We start from the raw sequence: 19,192 nt of genomic DNA, 5'->3' as shown, positions 1-19,192 counted from the left end.
CCCAGTATAGGTCCGCTCCGGGCAGGAATGGGGCCGCGCCTACAGCATGCCCGGCTGCGCTTTCCCGGGCTCCGGCCGGGGCCACCATGCCCAACCGGCCTCAGGGGCCGCGCGCGACCGCCCCCGTACCGCGTTGCGCCGCGTTCCACTGTGAGCGCGTGGCTTGCCCGCCCCACCGCCTTTGGGGTACTAATGACCCATATGCATGACGCCGTGATGAGCGCCCTGAAGACCGTAAACGACCCGGAACTGCACCGCGACCTGGTCTCGCTGGGCATGATCGAGCGCGCCGAGGTCGTGGATGGAGTGGCGCAGATCAAGGTCAACCTGACCACCCCGGCGTGTCCCCTGAAGGGCCAGATCGAGGAAGATGTGCGCTCGGCGGTCCTGAAGGTGCCCGGGGTCCACACGGTGCAGGTGAGCTTCGGCGCGACCGTGCGCCCGGCGGCGCAGCCCGCCCTGCCCGGCGTCAAGCACGTGCTGCTGGTCGGCAGCGGCAAGGGCGGCGTGGGCAAGAGCAGCGTGGCGGTGAACCTCGCCGCCTCTCTGGCCCGCGACGGTGCGCGGGTGGGTCTGCTGGACGCCGATGTCTACGGCCCCAGCGTGGCGCACATGCTGGGGCAGGGCGCGGCCCGGGTCAGCGCCAACGCCGATCGCAAGATGCAGCCCATCGAGGCCCACGGCCTGCGCTTTATCAGCATGGCCAACCTCTCGCCGGCGGGTCAGGCACTGGTGTGGCGTGGGCCGATGCTGCACTCGGCCGTCCAGCAGTTTCTCAAGGATGCCGCGTGGGGCGAACTGGATTACTTGATCGTGGATCTGCCGCCCGGCACCGGCGACGTGCAGCTCTCGCTGACCCAGACCGTGCAGGTGACCGGCGCCGTGATCGTGACCACCCCGCAGGACGTGGCCCTGATTGACGCCGCCCGCGCCATCGACATGTTCCGCAAGGCCAGCGTGCCGGTGCTGGGCATCGTCGAGAACATGAGCTACTTCGTGGCCCCCGATACCGGGAACACCTACGACCTGTTCGGACGCGGCGGCAGCCGCAAGCTGGGCGAGCAGTACCCGCTGCTGGGCGAGGTGCCCATTGATCTGGACGTGCGCCAGGACGCCGACGCGGGAGTGCCGGCGGTGCTGGCCCACCCGCAGACGGTGGCGGCCCAGGCCCTCATTTCCGTGGCCCGCAACCTCGCCGGTCAGGTCAGCGTGCTCGCCGTCAACCGCGCGCTGGCGCAGTCGCTTGAGGAGCTGCCCGACCAGCTCACCGTCGTATGAGTGCGTCCTCGGCCAGTGGCCAGTTCGGGGGCCGCGCGGCCCGCACGGCGGCCCGGCCCGGCCTGCTTCCCACCTCCGGGGTGGCCCCGGCGGCAGTGCCCGCAGGAACGCAGGCCGCCCCGGAGCGCACCAAGGTCCGGTTGCTGGAGGTCGTCAAGCGGCACGGTCCGCAGACGGCCCAGGACCTGGCCGGGCGCCTGGGGGTCAGCATTCCCGCCGCGCGCCGCCACCTGGGTGACCTGCTGGACCAGGGCCTGATTCGCTCGCGCACCGAGCGTCCCGGCGGGCGCGGGAGGCCTCAGCATGTGTTCGAGCTGACCGAGCAGGGCGAGGCCGCCTTTCCCAAGACCTATTCGGGGCTGTGTGTGGACGTGCTGCGCCACGTCGAGGGGCTGTTTGGCGAGGGCGCGGTGCTCAAGGTGCTCGATGCCCGCAACGTGGAGATCGCCCAGCGCCTGAAAGCCGAGTTGCCCGCCGGACTGCCGCTGGCCGAGCGGGTCGAGCGGCTGGCCGGCATCCTCAACGAGATGGGCTTTGACGCGGTGGTCGAGCCGGACGGAGCCACAGGGGGCTGGGTCCTGACGCAGCGCAACTGTCCCAACCTGACGGTCGCGCGCCAGTATGCCCAGCTGTGCGCCTCCGAGCTGACGTTGTACGGCGAGGTGCTGGACGTGCCGGTGACGCGCGAGACCCGCATCGCCTGTGGGCAGGGTGCATGCCGTTACCGTATAGGCTGAGTGGCCGGAGCCCCTCCGCCCTCCCGGACCCCACGGTCAGCCTCCTTCAGAATCGAGCCGCCATGACCCCACTGCCATGATCCCGCAGACCGACTTGCTGCCCCCCCTCCCCGAGGCTCCACGGCCGCTGTACAGCGTGGTGGCCTGGCCTCCTCAGGCGCTCGACACCTGGATGCGCCGTGCCCAGGCCACCATGAACGTAAGCGGCTTCGGTCTGCCGCATCTGAACCTGCGTGCGCCCTTTCAGACCAGCCTGAGCAGTGCGGACCTGATCGCCGCGCTGCGCGACCGCCTGCGGGGCGAGCGTGCGCTGGAGGTGCGGGTCAAGGGCTGGAAACGCCTGAGCGGCGTGATCTTCCTGGAATTCGAGCTGTCCGCCGCACTGATCGAGCTGCACATGCGCCTGCTGGAGGTCGGTCCGTCAAGCCGCGCCCCCTACGACGGAGCGGACTACCGCCCGCACCTCACCCTGGCGCTGGGGATCTTGCCGTGGGCCGAGGAACAGCTGTGGCAGGCAGCCCTGGCCCTGACCCCGCCGCTGGACCACTTCACCATCGAGGCCCTGAGCCTGACGCGCGAGCAACACGGCGAGGTGCAGGAACTGCACACCTTTCCGCTGCTTACCCCACCCGAAGAGGTTGGGGTGGCTCCACAGGCGGGGGCGGCCCCCAGCTGATCGGGCCATAAGCGAGGGGCGCCGCCGGGAGAGGTTTTCCCGGCGGCGCCCCTGTTTGCGCCTGGGGCGAAGGTTACACGCCCGCAGGCACCTTGAGCATGGACGCGAGTTCGGCCTCGAACCTGTCGTAACCGGCAAAATCCAGCTGCTGCTCGTTGTCGCTCAGGGCGGTGGCGGGGCTGGGGTGAACTTCCACGTGGATGCCGTCGGCGCCCACGGCCAGCGCGGCCTTGGCCAGCGGAATCAACAGGTCGCGGCGTCCGGCGGCGTGGGTCACGTCCACGATCACCGGCAGGTGGGTCTCCTGCTTGGCCAGGGCCACGGCCGAAAGGTCCAGGGTATTGCGGGTCCACTTCTCAAAGGTGCGGATGCCGCGCTCGCACAGGATGACCTCGTTGTTGCCCTCCGAGAGGATGTACTCGGCGGCGTACAGCCACTCCTCGATGGTGGCGCTCAGGCCGCGCTTGAGCAGCACCGGGCGGCGGGCGCGGCCCACCTCGCGCAGCAGGGCAAAGTTGTGCATGTTGCGCGCTCCCACCTGCAGGATGTCGGCGTACTCGGCCACGATCTCCACGTCGCGGGTGTCCATGACCTCCGTGACGAACAGCATGCCCCGGTCCTTGGCCACGCGGTTGCCCAGGATCAGGCCGTCCACGCCCATGCCCTGGAAGCCGTAGGGGCTGGTGCGCGGCTTGTAGGCCCCGCCGCGCAGGATCTTGATGCCCTTGGCGGCCAGGAAGTCGGCGGTCTGTTCCATCTGATCTTCGGATTCGATGGAGCACGGCCCGGCGATGATAATGGGAGGCGCGTCGCCGCCGATGCGCACTCCGTCGATGTCCAGCACGGTGTCCTCGCTCTTGACCTTGCGCGAGACGAGCAGCTGTTTCTTGTCGTTGCTTTCTTCCAGCGCGAGGCTGGCCTTGAAGATCTCCTTGAAGATGGCCTTCACGGCGGCCCCCGTGAACGGTCCCGGGTTCAGCGATTCCAGCTCATGAAGCTGCTGCTCCTCTCGGGCAGGATCGTAGTGCTGGGGGCGGCCTTCCTGGGTCTTGGCGTGCCCGATCTGCGCAACCACCTCGCCGCGCTGGGACAGCAGCTTCAGAAGGTCGCGGTTGATCTGGTCGACCTCGGCGCGGAGGTCGTCAATGCTGCGCTGAATCGTCATGCCCGCAGTGTAGGAAAAGCGCGCCGTGCCTGGGCGGCGGGCGGCTAGTCAAATGAAAAGAGTTGTCCATGTTGGTGCCGGCTCGGGCGGTGACTCAGCCCGGCAGGTCCGGCGTGTTCACCATGTGGACCGCCACCCGGGCCAGCGCCGAGGCCAGCTCGCGCGCCTCGTCCGGACCGAGTTCGGGGGTTTCGTGAATGGCCGCCTCCATACACGCCATCCACGCGCCCGCCCGCCGGGGGGTGATGGCGTGCGGCAGGTGACGGGCCCGCAGCCGTGGCGGGCCGAAGCGCTGGTGGTACAGCGGCGGGCCCCCCAGAAAGCCGGTGAGAAAGGCCAGCTGTTTCTCGGCGGTCAGGGTCAGGTCGGCCGGAAAGATGGGGGCAAGGTCCGGGTCGGCAGCCACGCGCGCGTAGAAACGCTGCACCAGCGCCGCCAGCACCTGCGGCCCGATGCGGTCGTACAGACTGCCACGGTCAGAAAGGGTCAGGGGCGCGGTCATGGTTCCAGGCTAGCAAGCAGCAGACGGGGGTGGACCAAATGCCCACCCCCACCGTGTCCCCGCCCGTGCCTGCTCGCTACACGTCCCGGCGGTCAAAGGCGAGGACCGACATCAGCCCGAAGCCCGCCGTGTAGATCAGCAGCAGGATCAGCGGCTGAAAAATGTCGCCCTGCTGCACATACAGCGCGAAGTGTGAGGTGGGCAGAACGCGCTGCAGGGCGTCGGGCAGCACCACCATCAGGCGCATGACGATCAGTGCGGCGAAGGTGGCCAGCGCCGCCGCCGCCGTGTTCAGGAACAGCACGCCGAACAGCAGCGACAGGGCCGCCACCGGCATCAGCACCACGGCGGCGAGCACGGCGCCGCGCAGCACCTGGGCAAAGGCGGCGGCGCCGCCGAGTTCGCCCACCCCCACGAACAGGCCCGGTCCCAGTCCGGTGCCGCCGGTAAACGTTCCGAAGCCCAGCGCGATGCCCGCGAGCAGCGAGCCGGTCACCGTCGTGAACAGCAGCAGGAAGGGAAAGGCCAGGGCGGCGATCAGCTTGCTCGCAATCACCCGCACGCGGTCCACCGGCCGCAGCAGCAGCGGCGCGAGGGTGCCCTGGGCCGTCTCCGCGCCGATCATCTCGGCCACCGTGACCGCGATGAACAGGGGCAGCAGGTACGGCAGGGTCACGCCGATGCTGACGGCGGGCAGCTGCCAGCCGCTCACCAGGCCCACCGGAATCAGGGCGTTCAGGCGCGGGGCAAAGGCCCAGACCAGCGGCAGCAGGAAGGTGACGATCAGGGCCAGTTTGGCGCTGCGCGACCCCAGCATCTTGCGGAACTCCAGCAGCAGCAGGGTCAGCATCGGGGGCGCTCCGGGGCAGGGCAGGACGGGCGGCAGGAGGGGGTGTTCATCAGGCGTGCTCCACGCGTTCGCGGTAGTACTCGTACAGGTCGAAGTGGTCGGGGCTGGCCTCGAACACGCGGATGCCCCCGGCGCTCAGGTGGGCCAGGGCGTCGGGCACGCGCGACTCGCCGCCCAGGTGGGCGATGGCGTAGGGCGTGCGGGTGCTGACCTTGCGGACAAACGGCAATCCCTCCAGGGCCTGGGCCGCGCCCAGCGGATCATCCACCCGGAAACGGTAGGCGGCCTGCCGGGCGCGCAGGTCCACGGTGTCCACCAACCGCCCGCCGGTCAGGATGCCCACCGTGTGGGCATAGGTGGCGATCTCGCGCAGGTGGTGGGTGCTCAGGATCACCGCGCAGCCGCCCGTCGCCAGGCTGGTCACAATGCGGTGGATCAGGCCGATGCCCAGTGGATCGAGACCGCTGGTGGGTTCGTCCAGAATCAGCACCTTCGGCTCGGTCAGGATGGCGCTCGCCACGCCCAGGCGCTGGCGCTGGCCCAGGGAATACTCCTGCACCTTGCGGTCTCCCATGCGGGTCAGTTCCAGCAGTGCGAGAACCTCGCGCAGGCGGTCGCGGCCCACCTTCTTCGACCCCGGAGCCATGGCCGCGAGGTTGGCGTGAATCTGCAGGTTCTGGGTACCGGTGAACTGCGGGTAGAACTTGGCCGGGGCCTCCACCACCGCCCCCAGATGGGCGCGGGCGCGGGCGCCGTCGCTGTGGACATCGCAGCCCATCAGCCGCACCTGCCCGGCGTTGGGAAAGGCCAGCCCCGTGATGGTGCGGATCAGGGTGGTCTTGCCGGTGCCGTTGGGGCCGGTCAGGGCGTAGACCTCACCGGGCCGGACCTGCAGGTCGATGTCTTCCAGCACGCGGTGCTGGCCGTAAAATTTGGTAAGCCCGCGCACCTCGATGGCCGGCAGGGCGGGCGCGCCTTGAGTCGTCACGCGCCCACCCTAGGGCAGCAACTTTCAACAAGTTCTTACAATGCCGGGGCCGCGGCGCCGGCGAGGTTCCGGCCCGCCCGGTTCAGGGCCGCTCCACGAACAGCGGAAGGGCACTGGCCGGCGCCGCCCCCACCGCCACGGCCCGGCGGTGCAGTTCCTGCACGGCCCGCGTGCCTTCCCCGCCCACATCCAGGCTGAAGTCATTCACGTACAGGTCGATGTGGGCGCGCATCACCTCGTCGGACATCTCCAGGGCGTGTTCGCGGATGTAGGCGGTGGCGGCCTCGGGGTGGGCGTGGGCATACTCCAGGCTGGCACGCACGGCGTCGTTCAGCGCCCACTGCAGCTGCGGGGCGAGGTCGCGGCGGACCAGGATCGCGCCCAGCGGCAGGGGCAGCCCGGTGTCCTGTTCCCACCACGCGCCCAGATCCAGCAGCCGGGTCAGGCCGTGCTGCGGGTAGGTAAAGCGCGATTCGTGGATGATCAGCCCGGCATCCACCTCGCCGCGTTCCACGGCAGGCATGACGGCGTCATAGCGCATGCGCACCACCTCGACTTCGGGGTACACCAGCCGCAGCAGCAGCTCGGCGGTGGTAAGCGCCCCGGGCGAGGCCACCCGCCTGCCGTTGAGGTCCTGCACGTCGCCGCGCGTCACGATCAGGGGTCCCACGCCCCGCCCGAGTGCCCCGCCGGCCCGCAGGGCCACGTAGCGGTCCATCACCTCAAAGTAGGCCCGGTAGCTGATCTTGGTCATGGGCAGCCGCCCCTCCACAGCCCAGTCGTTGAGGGTCTGCACGTCCTCCAGAACTTCCTGCACGGGCAGGGGGCCGCGCACCAGTCCGGCGTGCAGCGCGTGGAAGATGAAGGTGTCGTTGGGACAGAACGAGTATCCCAGTTGCAGCGTGGCGGCCTCGGAAGGGGACGGAAGCGGGGTGGTCATGCCGCCAGGGTAAACCCGGTCTTCAGGCGGGCGTCAGCGGACCATCACACTCGTCCCTATGCTGGGAAACATGAACCGTCTGCTGCCCGGTATGTTGTTCGCCCTGTGTTCTGTCGCCGGAGCGGGTGGGGGAGAGCGCGCGGTGCCGGTGGGTCTGGGGCAGCCGGCCCGCTGCGCCGCCGGGTATGTCCGGCCGGATTTTTCCCGCCTGCAGGCCGACCTGAACGCCGCCCGGACCCGCTGGAAGGCGGCCAGGGTCCGAAATTACCGCTACGACTTTGCCCGCATTGCCGCGCCGCTGCGGCTGCCCGACGTGACCGTGACGGTGGTCGGGGGACGGGTGCAGGGCATCCAGGCGGTGGATGGACAGCACCCCGCTGCCCCCTCGCCGCTCAACGCCGGCCCGGTCGAGGCGCTGTTCCTGGAAGCCGCGCGCGCCCTGACCTACCAGCGTTCTCAGCCCTGCGCCACGCTGCGCCTGGGCTTCGACGCAGTGGACGGCCACCCCACCACCTTCTACAGCGGATCGCAGGTCAGCCCCATGGCCGACGGCTCCGGCGAGTGGCGCGTGACCAACTTCAGCGCACGTCCCTGAGCACGGCCCGCGCGGCCTCGGCGTCGCGCGCCAGCTGCGCCCTGAGTTCGTCCAGCCCGCCGAACTTCTGCTCGCCGCGCAGGTGGGTGAAGAACTTGACCTGCAGTTCCTGGCCGTACAGGTTGCCCTCGAAGTCGAACAGGTGAACCTCGAAGCGGCGGGTTTTGCCCGCCACGGTGGGCCGGAAGCCCACATTGGCCATGCCGTGCCAGCGTTCTCCGCGGTCTCCCACGACCACCACCGCGAACACGCCCAGGGGCAGCGCCTTGCCGTCGGGAACGCTGATGTTGGCGGTGGGCCAGCCGATGGTCCGTCCCAGCCGGTCACCGTGGGTCACCACTCCCTGCGCGTCGTAGTGGCGGCCAAGCAGCCGGCCCGCGCCGTCCACGTCGCCCACCTGCAGCAACTCACGAATGCGGGTGCTCTTGATGTCCTCGCCGCCCAGCTGGTGCATGGGCAGGGCCACCACCTCGTCGGCCACCGTTTTCAGGTCCGCCACTCCGCCCGCCCGTCCACGTCCGAAGTGAAAGTCCTCTCCCACCACCAGGGTGCGCGGACGCAGGGTCCGCAGGTCGCCCAGGAACGCCTCCTTGGGCCGCGCGGCGAAGTCGGGCGTGAAGGACATGGCGATGGTTTCATCCACGCCGTAACGGGCCAGCAACTCCAGTTTCTCGGGCAGGGTGGACAGGAACTCCACTCCCTGGGTCAGCACCCGCGTGGGCGGATCGAAGGTGTAGACCACGCAGGGCACCCGGTGCTGGCGCGCTTTTGCCTTGAGCTGCGCGACCAACGCCTGATGGCCCAGATGCACGCCGTCAAACGAGCCCACCGCCACCACCGTCTCGGTGTCGGGGCGCTGGGCGGGTGAGACGTAGGTCTTCACTGGCCCCGCGCTCCCAGTCCCTGAACGCCGTACAGCGCTGCCGATACGGTGGAGGCGCTGCCGGTGATGCGCCCGTCCCGCAGGCCATCCAGCACCGCCTGGGGTGCCATCCAGACCACCTCAATGTCCTCGTCGTCGTCGTGGGGCAGCTTGCTCTCGCGCAGTCCGGTGGCCTGAAACACGTACAGCTGCTCGTCGCAGAAGCCGGGGCTGGAGTAGAAGCGGGTCAGCAGCGTCATGTCGCCGTCCAGGCCAGCCTCCTCCTGCAGTTCGCGCCGGGCGGCGGCCTCGGGGGTCTCTCCGCTGTCAATCAGGCCCGCCGGGGCCTCCAGGGTGTGGGCGGCGATGACCGGGCGGTTCTGGCGCACGAGCAGCATCTCGCCCGCCTCGTTCAGGGCCAGAATCGCCACCGCGTCGGCGTGGCGCACGGCCTCCCATTTGCCCTCCAGCAGTTCCAGTTTCAGGATGTGGCCGTCGTAGATGGTCCGCGTGTCGCCGCTCATGACGGCAATCTAGAGCAGCGGCGCGGGAGGACGGATGTTCCGGTGCCCCGGACTGGGTCGGCGGAGCAGGCGGGACGCCGCAGATGGGGTCATCGGCGCGGCCGTCTGCCAGACTGACCGCATGCTCACCCGTGCCGATCTGGAAGCCCGTGAGGCGCAGTTCCTCGCGCCGTACGCGACCCCCAGCCGTGACCGGCGGCGTGAACACCCCGAGGCCGAGAGCGCGACGCGCACCGCGTTCCAGAAGGACCGCGACCGGGTGCTGCACACCACGCCCTTTCGCCGTCTGGAAGCCAAGACCCAGGTGTTCCTGAACGCGAGCGGCGACCACTACCGCACCCGCCTGACCCACACGCTGGAGGTGCAGCAGGTGGCCCGCTCGGTGGCGCTGAGTCTGGGCCTGAACGAGACCCTGGCCGAGACGGTGGCCCTGGCGCACGATCTGGGCCACCCTCCCTTCGGTCACGCGGGCGAGCGGGTGCTGAACGACCTGATGGCCGGGCACGGCGGCTTCAACCACAATGCCCAGGCCCGGCGCATCGTGACCGCGCTGGAAAATCCCCGCCCCGACTACCCGGGCCTGAACCTCACGCTTGATACCCTGGATGGCCTGAACAAGCATGAGCGCACCGGGCTGGGGCGGCCCAGTCTGGAAGCGCAGCTCGTGGACGCCGCCGACGCCCTGGCCTACACCGCCCACGACCTGGACGACGGCCTGCGCAGCGGCCTGATCACGCCCGGACAGCTGCGCGGGGTGCCGCTGTGGCAGGAGCTGACCCGGCGTGCGGGCGTGGAGGATACCGAGCTGAACGAGCAGCAGCGGCGCACCCTGCACCGCGAACTGCTGGGCTGGCTGATTGCCGACCTTACGGCCGCGAGCGACGCGCAGATCACCGCCAGCGGGGTAAACAGCGCGGCTGAGGCTCAGGCCTGGTCAGACAAGCTGATCACCTACAGCCCGTCCCTGCGTGAACAGCTGGGCGAGATGGGCACCTTCCTGCGCGGCCAGCTGTACCGCCACTGGCGCGTGGAAATGCAGGTGGAGGCGGCCACCCGGGTGCTCGTCACCCTGTTCGGGGCTTTTCTGGACCGCCCCAGCATGTTGCCTCCGCAGTTCCAGCGCCGCGCCGCCCATTCGGACCTGCCGCGTGTGGTCTGCGACTATGTCTCGGGCATGACCGACCGGTACGCCCTGGACCTGCACGCCAGCATTACCCCGTCCGGTGCCCCGGTGATCTGGCCCGCACGTTGACACTCCCGCCGCCCCCTGCTAGATTGACTCCCGCCTGACCGGAAGCCCGGCAGACGCAAGGACAGTGCAGTACGGTGCGCGGGTGTAGCTCAGCTGGTTAGAGCGCACGCCTGATAAGCGTGAGGTCCCCAGTTCAAGTCTGGGCATCCGCACCACAAAAGAGAAAATCCCGCCAAGCGCGGGATCTTTTCATTTCTGTTCCTGGCGCTGCCGCTGGGCGGGGGCCGCGCCGGCGCAGCGGTATGGGTGACCCCCGGGAGACGGCTGGCCGGCAGGGGACCAGACCTCTTCAACGTGGCGGGGCTCAAGGTGAACGGCTCCTGTGGCGGCGCGGGGTAGACCGCTCCCCCACATCTTCAGTTGCCTGCTGTTCCCTGGCCGTAAGATGGGGGTGCTTGGCCATGCTCTTAGATTTGATGGTGCGGCGCATCATCGCCCGATACCGTGAAGGAGCCGATCATCAATAAGCCGGGTGGACCACTCTCTGATCTTCAACTTCCAGGTCATGCGCTGGAGGCCTGTGTGGTGGGGGTTGTGGTCGCCGATGCCCGCCAGGATGATTATCCCATCCTGTATGTCAACCCCGCCTTCGAGCGGCTCACCGGCTACCCGGCCGCCGAGTTGCTGGGCAGAAACTGCCGCTTTCTTCAGGGCGAGGACCGCGATCAGGAGGCTAGGCAGGACATCTGGCAGGCCCTCGCCCAGGGAGAGGCGACCACCACGATCCTGCGCAACTACCGCAAGGACGGCACGCTGTTCTACAACGAGCTGACCCTCAGCCCGGTGTTCGATGCGGCGGGTACCCTGACGCATTACCTGGGCTTCCAGAACGACGTGACCGCCCGCGAAAAGGCCCTACGGGGCGAGCATCACGCACGCCAGCAACTCACCGCAACACTTACGCGGGTCACCGACGGTTTTGTGTCCTTTGACCGGGACTGGAATGTCACGTACATCAATGAGGCGGCGGCCGGTCTCGCACAACGGCGTCCAGAGGATTTTCTGGGCCGCAATCTGCTGATCATGTTTCCCGAGATCCGGGACAATCCGCTGGGTCTGGCCGTGGAGCGGGCCAAAGCAACGGGAGATCTGCAAAACACGGTCAGCCATCTGCCTCATTTTGAGAAATGGGTGGACGTCACCGTCTATCCCAGCGAGGACGGAATCTCCCTGTTTGCTCGGGACATCACGGAAAGCCACCGCAACCTCGCGGCCCTGCAGGCGAGCGAGGAGCGTTTCTCCAAGGTCTTTCAGGCCAGCCCCGTCGCCATCTTTATCACCCGGCGCAAGGACAAGTGTTTTCTGGAAGTCAACGCGGAATTCCTGCGGCAAAGCGGGTACAGCCGCCAGGAGATTCTCGGCCACACTTCACAGGAACTGGGTTTCTGGGCCGATCAAGCTGACCGTGAAGTGACGTGGCAGATGCTGGACGGTGAACTGGCTCCTGGAAGCCGCGAGGTGCTGTTTCTCGACAGGCACGGTGAACCGTTCTGGGGGATGCTTTCCCTGATCCCGATAGAAGTGGCGGGGGAGCGCTGCGTGATCGGGTTCGTGCGCAACGTGAACGAGGAGAAAAATGCCCGGCAGCGCCTGCTCGAAAGTGAGGAGCGCCATCGCCGCAGCGCCACCGAACTGCAGCGCATTCTGGACCTGTCCCTGGACATGATCACGACTGTTGCGCCCGGCGGCTGGGTGATCAGCGTGAGCGCCGCGTGCGTGCACATTCTCGGCTACACGCCTGAGGAATTGTCCGGCCGGTCCTATGAAGAACTCCTGCATCCAGAAGACCGCGAGATCACCCACCGGGAAGTGGCCGTCATCCGGGAGAAGCAAGGCTCAACCAGCTTCAGAAACCGGTGTATCCACAAAGACGGCGGCGTGGTGTGGATCGAATGGAATGTCGCGGCAGTTCCTGATGACCCGTTGCTCTATTGCGTGGCCCGCGACGTGACCCGGCGCCGGGCGGCCGAGGCCGATCAGGCGTTTCTGGCCGCCATTGTGCAGGCCAGCCAGAATGCTGTGGTCGGGGTGTCCCTGGACGACACCATCCGCTCATGGAATCCCGGAGCACGGCGCCTGTACGGATACAGCGCTGCAGAGGCCATCGGCCAGACGATGATGCTCATTGTTCCCCCGGAGGTGCAGGACGCGGAACGGGAAGTGTTCCGCAGGGTCGCGCAGGGAGAACTGGTCTTGCCCTACGAATCGGTCCGGCTGGACAGGCAGGGCCAGCGGATTCCCGTGATGTCGACTGTTTCGGGGGTGCTGGATGCCGAGGGTCATGTGATTGGTGTCTCCAAGATCACCCGGGACATCTCCCTGATCCAGGCCGCCGAGGCGAAGGTCCGGAAACTCAACGAGGACCTGGAGCGGCAGCTGCGCCATGTCACCGGTCTGCGTGAAATTGACCAGTCGATTGCGACCAGTGCCGACCTGAACGTGACGCTGGGCATGATTCTCGAGAACATCCGGCAGCAGCTGGAGGTGGACGCCGCCACCATTTTGCTGCTGGACCAGCACACCCTGACTCTGCGGTGCGGCGCGGCGCGTGGACTGAGCACTGCGCTGCAGGACCTGACCCTGCGCCTCGGTGATGGGCTGGCGGGCCAGGTGGCCCTGAACCGGCAGCCGCTGCTGGCCGCCGATCTCCAGACCACCGACGTGTCGCCGGCCTGGCGGGCCATGCTGGAGGGGGAGCGGCTGGTGGCGTACTACGCGGTCCCGGTCATCGCCAAGGGCAAGGTTCTGGGCGTGATTGAAGTGCTTCACCGGCAGCCGTTTGAACCGTCGTCCGCCTGGCTGGAGGTGTTCGAGGTACTGACCAATCAGGCGGCCATCGCGGTGGACAATGCCGAGCTGCTGAGCGAGCTGGAGCACAGCAACCTGGAGTTGCGTCTGGCCTACGATGAGACCATCGAGGGATGGGCGCGGGCGCTGGACCTGCGCGACCGGGAAACCGAGGGGCATTCGCGCCGGGTGACCGAGACCACCGTGGAACTGTGCCGGATGCTGGGGTTCTCGACCGAGGAGCTGGTGGATGTGCGCCGCGGCGCGCTGCTGCACGACATCGGCAAGATGGGCATCCCCGACGCCATTCTCTCCAAGCCCGGCAGGCTGAACGATGAGGAATGGCTCCGCATGAAGGAGCATGCCAGTTACGCCGTGGCGCTGCTCTCGCCCATCCGGTTCCTGCGCCCGGCACTGACCATTCCGCAGTATCACCATGAAAAGTGGGACGGCAGCGGCTATCCCCTGGGCCTGCGGGGCGAGGCCATTCCGCTGGCGGCCCGGGCCTTCGCCGTGGTGGACGTGTATGACGCCCTGACCAGCGACCGGCCATACCGCAAGGCCTGGCCCCGCGAGGCGGCGACCGCCCACCTGCGGGCCGGTGCGGGCACCCACTTCGATCCCCAGGTCGTCGGGGCCTTTTTGCGGCTGCTCGGTGCCAGGCCGTGAGGCCGGTGTCCTGAAGCGCCGGGTCCGGGGTAGCTTGTAATCCATGATCGACCGTTACCTGACCCCGGAAATGAAATCGCTGTGGAGCGAGGCGAGCAAGTACCGCGCGTGGCTGCGGGTGGAGCTCGCCGCCATGGCGGCCCAGGCCGAGCACGGCGAGGTGCCCCGGGAAGCCTTCGAGGCCCTGAGCCGCAAGGCGCAGGCCGATCCCCTGGACGACGCCTTCGCCGTGCGGGTCGCCGAGATCGAGGCGGTGACGCGTCATGACATCGTGGCCTTTACCCGCGCCTTGACCGAGCGCTACGGCGAGGAGGCGCGCTTCATCCACCACGGCCTGACCAGCACCGACGTGGTGGACACCGCCCAGAACCTGCTGCTCGACGAGGCGCTGGAGCTGATTCTGACCGACGTGCAGGCGCTGCGCGAGGTCTGCCGCACCCAGGCGCTGGCCTACCGCCACACGCCCACGGTGGGCCGCACCCACGGCATCCACGCCGAGCCGATGACCTTTGGCCTGAAGTTCCTGAACTGGATGGCCACCCTGGACCGCGATCTGGAACGCCTCACGGCGGCCCGGCGGCGCGTGCAGGTGGTGATGCTCTCCGGGTCGGTGGGCACCTACGCGCACGTCTCGCCGCGGGTGGAAGAGGAGGTGGCGCGCTCTTGGGGCTGGTCGGCGGCGCCGGTCACCAACCAGACCCTGGCCCGCGACCGGCACGCCGAGATCCTGTCGGCCCTGGCAATTCTGGGCACCACGCTGGAACGCGCCTCGGTGGAGGTGCGCCACCTGCAGCGCAGCGAGGTCCGCGAGGCGATGGAACCGTTCGGCAAGGGCCAGACCGGATCATCCTCCATGCCCCACAAGAAAAACCCGATCCTGACCGAGAATGTCACCGGCTTTGCCCGGCTGCTGCGCGGCTTCCTGACCACCGGACTGGAAAACGTGACCCTGTGGCACGAGCGCGACATCAGCCATTCCAGCGCCGAGCGCGTCATCCTGCCCGACGCCACCAGTGCGGCGAGCTACGCCACGCGCCGCCTGACCGGCGTGCTGCGCGATCTGGTGGTGTTTCCGGAGCGCATGCTGAAAAACCTGAACGATCTGGGCGGGCTGGTGTTCAGCCAGCGCGTGCTGCACGCCCTGATTGACGAGAAGGGCCTGAGCCGTGAGGCTGCCTATGATCTCGTGCAGCGCCACGCCCTCAGGAGCTGGGAGACCGGCGAGGGACTGCGGGACCTGCTCGCCGCCGACCCCGACAGCCCGCTGAGCTCCGGGGAACTGGACGCCGCCTTTGATCTGGACTGGTACCTGCGGCACGTGGACGACATCTACGCCCGCTTTGGAATGTAACGGAGCCGCACACCGGGCGCCCGACCCTCTATTCTCCCCGTATGGGATTCATTCTTCGGCTGCTCGTGAACGCCCTGGCGTTGTACCTGCTCACCCGCGTCTACGCAGGCGTGGCCTTCGGGCCGGGCGCGGGCGTGGGCGCGGTGCTGATCGCGGCGCTGGTCATGGGCATCGTCAATGCGCTGATCCGCCCGGTGCTGCTGCTGCTCTCGCTGCCCATCAACGTGCTCACGCTGGGGCTGTTCACGCTGGTGGTCAACGGCGTGGTGCTGTATCTGGTGGCGGCGGTCACGGCGCTGAACGTGGCGGGCTTCGGGGCCGCCATCGTGGGCGCGCTGATCCTGGCCGTGATCTCGTGGCTGCTCGACGCACTCGTCGGCATGCTGGGGCTGGACGGTGGCCGAGATTAAGGCGGGCACCGAGGGCGTGGTGGTGGAACGGACCGGGGAGGACCGGGCCGCAGGCCGACCCCTGGTCGTGACCGGCCCCGGGGAACTGCGCGCCGTGCTGGCCGGGCGCGGGCGCGTGGGGCTGGTGCCCACCATGGGCTACCTGCACGAGGGGCACGCGGCCCTGATGCGTCGGGCGCGCGAGGTCTGCGACGTGCTGGTGGTCAGCGTGTTCGTCAACCCCCTGCAGTTCGGGCCCGCCGAGGACCTCGCGAGTTATCCCCGCGACCTGGAACGCGACCTGGGGGTGGCGGGCGGCGCGGGGGCGGACGTGCTGTTCACGCCGGACGCGGGCACCATGTATCCGGCGGGCTTTGATACCCGCGTGGTCGTATCGGGCGTCAGCGAGGGCCTGGACGGAGCGTCGCGGCCCGGCCACTTCACCGGCGTGGCGACGGTGGTGCTCAAGCTGCTGAATCTGGTGCGGCCGGACGTGGCCTTCTTCGGTGAGAAGGACTGGCAGCAGCTCGCCGTGCTGCGGCAGATGGTGCGCGACCTGAACGTGGCGGTGGATGTGGTGGGCCTGCCCACCGTGCGCGCGCCCTCGGGGCTGGCCCTGAGCAGCCGCAACAGCTACCTGCGGAGCGAACAGCTGGAGCGGGCCAGCGTGCTGTCGCGGGCGCTGCGGGCCGTGCAGGTCCGCTACGCGGCCGGCGAGCGCAGCGCCGACAGGCTGCGTCAGGCCGGGCTGGAGGTGCTGCAGACCGAACCGGAGGTGACGCTGGACTACCTCAGCGTGGTGGGCCGTGACATGCAGGAAAGAGCGGTTATGGACAATGATGTCATGAACCGAGTGCTCATCGCCGCCCGCATGTTCGGCGTCCGGCTGATTGACAACATGCCGCTTGACCCGGCCCACGGTCACCCCGGCGCATGACCCTCGACGAGCTGCTGCGCGAGATGATCGGTCGCCGCGTCTCCGACGTGCACCTTCAGGCGGGCAGTCCCCCGATGGGCCGCATCGACGGGCAGCTCGTTCCCTTCGGTACCCAGCTGCTGATGCCCCCGGACACGGCCCTGCTCGCCCAGGCGCTCATGACCCCCGACCAGTGGGACGACTTCACGTACCGCAACGAGCTGGACCTCGCCTACAGCGTCTCGGGGCTGGGCCGCTTCCGCTGCAACATCTTCCGTCAGCGCGGCGCGGTGGGCGTGGTCATGCGCATCGTGACCGACGCCATTCCCGGCTTCGATTCGCTGGGCCTGCCGGCCGAGGTGATGACCCGGCTGGCCGACGCTCCACGCGGCTTGATCCTGGTGACCGGTCCCACCGGGTCGGGCAAGACCACGACCCTGGCAAGCATCCTCGACCACATCAACCGCACGTACGCCCACAACGTCATCACGGTGGAAGATCCCATCGAGATCCTGCACCGCAACAAGAAGAGCATTGTCGTGCAGCGTGAGATCGGCAGCGACACCCGCGACTTCCGCACGGCCCTGAAGTACGCCATGCGTCAGGACCCCGACGTGATCATGATCGGCGAGATGCGCGACAAGGAAACGGTGGAGGCGGCCCTCTCGGCGGCGCAGACCGGCCACTTGGTCCTGAGCACGCTGCACACCCAGGACGCCGTGCGCAGCGTCAACCGCATCATCGACTTCTTTGCGCCCTACGAGCGGCCCCAGGTGCGCCTGCAGCTTGCCGAGAGCCTGGTCGGCATCGTCAGTCAGCGCCTGCTGCGCCGAGCCGACGGCGTGGGGCGGGTGCTGGGCCTGGAAGTCCTGCTGAACACGCCGCTGGTGCAGGAATACATCAAGGACGAGGACAAGACCCCGCTGATCAAGGACGCCCTGGTGGAGGACAACATCCGCGGGATGCACACCTTTGACCAGCACCTCGCGCAGCTCTACCAGCACCACCTGATCACCATGGAGGCGGCGCTGGAGGCCGCGACCAGCCCGCACGAGTTGCGGCTGATGGTCACGCGCAGCGGCCACTCGTACTGAGGACACGGCAGGGCGCGCCGGCAGACACTGAAAATGACCCCACCCTGATTCAGATAACCGGCGTGTTACACTGCTGGGGTCAGCGTGGCGTCAGTGTAAACCCCGGGTTTCTCGTTCTCGTACCCCGGTTGCCCGAACCTGTTTTCTCTGCACGGCTTCACGCAGGAAAGCGACTTTCGCGGGCAAGAGCAGGGGCGAAAGGTAGGCGTACTCATGGCAGAAGTCATTCTGGAGCACATCGACAAGATGTACGGCACGAAGCATCACGCGGTCAAGGACTTCAACCTGCACATCGAAGACCGTGAATTCATGGTCTTCGTCGGGCCGTCCGGCTGCGGCAAGTCCACCACCCTGCGCATGATCGCGGGTCTGGAAGACATCAGTGACGGCATCCTGAAGATCGGGGACCGCGTGGTGAACGACGTGCCCCCCAAGGACCGCGACATCGCGATGGTTTTCCAGAACTACGCGCTGTATCCGCACATGAACGTCTACGAGAACATGGCCTTCGGCCTGAAACTCCGCAAGACGCCCAAGGAAGAGATCGAGCGCCGCGTTCGTGACGCGGCCAAGATCCTGCAGATCGAGCACCTGCTGGGCCGCAAGCCCAAGGAACTCTCCGGCGGTCAGCGCCAGCGTGTGGCGATGGGACGCGCCATCGTGCGCGAGCCGAAGGTCTTCCTGATGGACGAGCCGCTCTCGAACCTGGACGCCAAGCTGCGCGTCGAGATGCGCTCGCAGATCAACCAGCTGCACCGCCGCCTGGGGGCCACCATCGTCTACGTGACCCACGACCAGGTCGAGGCCATGACGCTGGGCAACCGCATCGTGGTGATGCGCGACGGCCTGATTATGCAGGTGGACACGCCCATGAACCTCTACGACTTCCCCCAGAACAAGTTCGTGGCCGGGTTCATCGGCAGCCCGAGCATGAACTTCCTGAATGCCCGCGTGCAGAACGGCGAATTTGTGGTGGGCGAGAACCGCGTCTCGGCCATGGGCCGCCTGGCCCAGAGCCTCAAGGGCTACGAGGGCAAGGAAGTCGCCATGGGCATCCGCCCCGAGCACATCGGCGTGATCGGCATGACCGACATTCCCACGGGCGGCAACGTTCTGCGCGGCACGGTGGTGGTGGTCGAGCCGCTGGGCGCCCAGACCGACCTGATCATCGAGGTTGCCGGTCAGGACATTACCGCCAAGGTGGAAGGTCAGGCCATAGTGCAGCCCGGCGACACCATTGAGCTGGTTGTCGACCAGACCCGCCTGCACGCCTTTGATACGGCCACCGAGGCCGCCATCGACCGTGGCACGCCCGGGGGCAAGCGTGGACAGGCCGACACGCCCGACCTGGGCTACGAGTACCCCACCCAGCAGGTCGTCGGGGCCGACTGAGCTTCACAGCGAAACAGTTCAGTTCCGAACGAACAAACCACGAACAAACCGGGCCTCCATCAGGGCCCGGTTTGTTCGTGTCTGACCTGCTGATGTCTCTGGCCTGCCGATCCGCATGCGGCAGGCGGGGACCCGGCAAAGAGGGTCACGATGTTCCCTCATGGGGTGGGCGCTACAATACCGGCCAACAGTCACCCCCGGTGTTCAAGACCGGAATCCATCCTG

Annotated in this window: 18 protein-coding genes and 1 tRNA gene; 12 read left to right on the top strand and 7 right to left on the bottom strand. The window is 68.0% G+C overall.

The features are described 5' to 3' along the window. Positions 1-201 precede the first annotated feature (201 nt). The 3 genes from IEY21_RS03350 (at position 202) to IEY21_RS03340 (ending at position 2,691) form a co-directional block, all read left to right on the top strand. Positions 202-1,278: an Mrp/NBP35 family ATP-binding protein gene (locus IEY21_RS03350; protein ID WP_188901419.1), complete on the top strand. Its 1,077-nt coding sequence runs from the start codon at positions 202-204 to the stop codon at positions 1,276-1,278. Then, positions 1,275-2,015, top strand: a complete 741-nt coding sequence (locus IEY21_RS03345; protein ID WP_188901328.1) for a helix-turn-helix transcriptional regulator — start codon at positions 1,275-1,277, stop codon at positions 2,013-2,015. The genes IEY21_RS03350 and IEY21_RS03345 overlap by 4 nt, the downstream gene beginning before the upstream one ends. Before the next feature lie 76 nt (positions 2,016-2,091). Next, positions 2,092-2,691, top strand: coding sequence for a 2'-5' RNA ligase family protein (locus tag IEY21_RS03340; protein WP_188901326.1), 600 nt, complete (start codon positions 2,092-2,094; stop codon positions 2,689-2,691). Positions 2,692-2,764: 73 nt separating this feature from the next. On the opposite strand, the gene IEY21_RS03335 is transcribed toward IEY21_RS03340, so the two are convergent. From IEY21_RS03335 to IEY21_RS03315, 5 genes are all read right to left on the bottom strand, one after another. Further along, complete coding sequence (locus tag IEY21_RS03335) at positions 2,765-3,856, bottom strand: bifunctional 3-deoxy-7-phosphoheptulonate synthase/chorismate mutase (protein ID WP_188901324.1); 1,092 nt, start codon at positions 3,854-3,856, stop codon at positions 2,765-2,767. A gap of 94 nt (positions 3,857-3,950) precedes the next feature. After that, complete coding sequence (locus tag IEY21_RS03330) at positions 3,951-4,358, bottom strand: globin domain-containing protein (RefSeq protein ID WP_188901322.1); 408 nt, start codon at positions 4,356-4,358, stop codon at positions 3,951-3,953. A 76-nt stretch (positions 4,359-4,434) separates the two neighbouring features. Further along, positions 4,435-5,208, bottom strand: coding sequence for a DUF2705 family protein (locus tag IEY21_RS03325; RefSeq protein WP_188901320.1), 774 nt, complete (start codon positions 5,206-5,208; stop codon positions 4,435-4,437). Positions 5,209-5,257: 49 nt separating this feature from the next. Beyond that, entirely contained in the window at positions 5,258-6,196 is a 939-nt protein-coding gene (locus tag IEY21_RS03320; RefSeq protein ID WP_188901318.1) for an ABC transporter ATP-binding protein, read from the bottom strand. Between the two features lie 82 nt (positions 6,197-6,278). Further along, entirely contained in the window at positions 6,279-7,136 is an 858-nt protein-coding gene (locus tag IEY21_RS03315; RefSeq protein WP_188901316.1) for a 1,4-dihydroxy-6-naphtoate synthase, read from the bottom strand. Positions 7,137-7,206: 70 nt separating this feature from the next. On the opposite strand from IEY21_RS03315, the gene IEY21_RS03310 reads away from it, so the two are divergent. Then, entirely contained in the window at positions 7,207-7,731 is a 525-nt protein-coding gene (locus IEY21_RS03310; RefSeq protein WP_188901314.1) for a DUF6174 domain-containing protein, read from the top strand. Here the strand turns inward: IEY21_RS03310 and ribF are convergent. Together ribF and IEY21_RS03300 are read right to left on the bottom strand one after the other, a co-directional pair. Next, complete coding sequence (gene ribF, locus IEY21_RS03305; RefSeq protein ID WP_188901312.1) at positions 7,715-8,614, bottom strand: riboflavin biosynthesis protein RibF; 900 nt, start codon at positions 8,612-8,614, stop codon at positions 7,715-7,717. The two genes, IEY21_RS03310 and ribF, sit on opposite strands and share 17 nt — an antisense overlap. Next, positions 8,611-9,117, bottom strand: coding sequence for an NUDIX hydrolase (locus tag IEY21_RS03300; RefSeq protein WP_188901310.1), 507 nt, complete (start codon positions 9,115-9,117; stop codon positions 8,611-8,613). Before IEY21_RS03300 ends, ribF begins: the two co-directional genes overlap by 4 nt. Before the next feature lie 121 nt (positions 9,118-9,238). Between IEY21_RS03300 and dgt the strand changes: the two genes are divergently transcribed. The 8 genes from dgt (at position 9,239) to IEY21_RS03260 (ending at position 18,967) form a co-directional block, all read left to right on the top strand. Then, positions 9,239-10,369 (top strand): dGTP triphosphohydrolase, encoded by a 1,131-nt coding sequence (gene dgt / locus IEY21_RS03295; protein ID WP_188901308.1) that lies wholly within the window; start codon positions 9,239-9,241, stop codon positions 10,367-10,369. A 78-nt stretch (positions 10,370-10,447) separates the two neighbouring features. Beyond that, a tRNA-Ile gene (locus IEY21_RS03290) sits at positions 10,448-10,524 on the top strand. A 289-nt stretch (positions 10,525-10,813) separates the two neighbouring features. Further along, entirely contained in the window at positions 10,814-13,825 is a 3,012-nt protein-coding gene (locus IEY21_RS03285) for a PAS domain S-box protein (RefSeq protein WP_373290471.1), read from the top strand. 43 nt (positions 13,826-13,868) lie between these two features. Continuing rightward, complete coding sequence (purB, locus tag IEY21_RS03280; protein ID WP_188901304.1) at positions 13,869-15,176, top strand: adenylosuccinate lyase; 1,308 nt, start codon at positions 13,869-13,871, stop codon at positions 15,174-15,176. Between the two features lie 41 nt (positions 15,177-15,217). Beyond that, complete coding sequence (locus IEY21_RS03275; protein WP_188901301.1) at positions 15,218-15,586, top strand: phage holin family protein; 369 nt, start codon at positions 15,218-15,220, stop codon at positions 15,584-15,586. A gap of 61 nt (positions 15,587-15,647) precedes the next feature. Beyond that, entirely contained in the window at positions 15,648-16,502 is an 855-nt protein-coding gene (panC, locus tag IEY21_RS03270; protein WP_373290472.1) for a pantoate--beta-alanine ligase, read from the top strand. Further along, positions 16,499-17,575: a PilT/PilU family type 4a pilus ATPase gene (locus tag IEY21_RS03265; protein WP_188901299.1), complete on the top strand. Its 1,077-nt coding sequence runs from the start codon at positions 16,499-16,501 to the stop codon at positions 17,573-17,575. The genes panC and IEY21_RS03265 overlap by 4 nt, the downstream gene beginning before the upstream one ends. Before the next feature lie 213 nt (positions 17,576-17,788). Next, a complete protein-coding gene (locus tag IEY21_RS03260; RefSeq protein WP_188901297.1) occupies positions 17,789-18,967 on the top strand; it encodes an ABC transporter ATP-binding protein in 1,179 nt (392 codons plus the stop codon). Positions 18,968-19,192: the final 225 nt, after the last annotated feature.

The organism is Deinococcus aerophilus, assembly GCF_014647075.1.
In the GTDB taxonomy this organism is placed as follows: domain Bacteria; phylum Deinococcota; class Deinococci; order Deinococcales; family Deinococcaceae; genus Deinococcus; species Deinococcus aerophilus.
Note: the sequence above shows the minus strand (reverse complement) of the source record. Positions and strands in the feature narration are given on the sequence as shown.

Bases quoted from the DNA above. Each gene is read 5' to 3' on its own strand.
- IEY21_RS03350 (WP_188901419.1), top strand. From the start codon at position 202: ATGCATGACGCCGTGATGAGCGCCCTGAAGACCGTAAACGACCCGGAA.
- IEY21_RS03345 (WP_188901328.1), top strand. From the start codon at position 1,275: ATGAGTGCGTCCTCGGCCAGTGGCCAGTTCGGGGGCCGCGCGGCCCGC.
- IEY21_RS03340 (WP_188901326.1), top strand. From the start codon at position 2,092: ATGATCCCGCAGACCGACTTGCTGCCCCCCCTCCCCGAGGCTCCACGG.
- IEY21_RS03335 (WP_188901324.1), bottom strand. From the start codon at position 3,856: ATGACGATTCAGCGCAGCATTGACGACCTCCGCGCCGAGGTCGACCAG.
- IEY21_RS03330 (WP_188901322.1), bottom strand. From the start codon at position 4,358: ATGACCGCGCCCCTGACCCTTTCTGACCGTGGCAGTCTGTACGACCGC.
- IEY21_RS03325 (WP_188901320.1), bottom strand. From the start codon at position 5,208: ATGCTGACCCTGCTGCTGCTGGAGTTCCGCAAGATGCTGGGGTCGCGC.
- IEY21_RS03315 (WP_188901316.1), bottom strand. From the start codon at position 7,136: ATGACCACCCCGCTTCCGTCCCCTTCCGAGGCCGCCACGCTGCAACTG.
- IEY21_RS03310 (WP_188901314.1), top strand. From the start codon at position 7,207: ATGAACCGTCTGCTGCCCGGTATGTTGTTCGCCCTGTGTTCTGTCGCC.
- IEY21_RS03300 (WP_188901310.1), bottom strand. From the start codon at position 9,117: ATGAGCGGCGACACGCGGACCATCTACGACGGCCACATCCTGAAACTG.
- dgt (WP_188901308.1), top strand. From the start codon at position 9,239: ATGCTCACCCGTGCCGATCTGGAAGCCCGTGAGGCGCAGTTCCTCGCG.
- purB (WP_188901304.1), top strand. From the start codon at position 13,869: ATGATCGACCGTTACCTGACCCCGGAAATGAAATCGCTGTGGAGCGAG.
- IEY21_RS03275 (WP_188901301.1), top strand. From the start codon at position 15,218: ATGGGATTCATTCTTCGGCTGCTCGTGAACGCCCTGGCGTTGTACCTG.
- IEY21_RS03265 (WP_188901299.1), top strand. From the start codon at position 16,499: ATGACCCTCGACGAGCTGCTGCGCGAGATGATCGGTCGCCGCGTCTCC.
- IEY21_RS03260 (WP_188901297.1), top strand. From the start codon at position 17,789: ATGGCAGAAGTCATTCTGGAGCACATCGACAAGATGTACGGCACGAAG.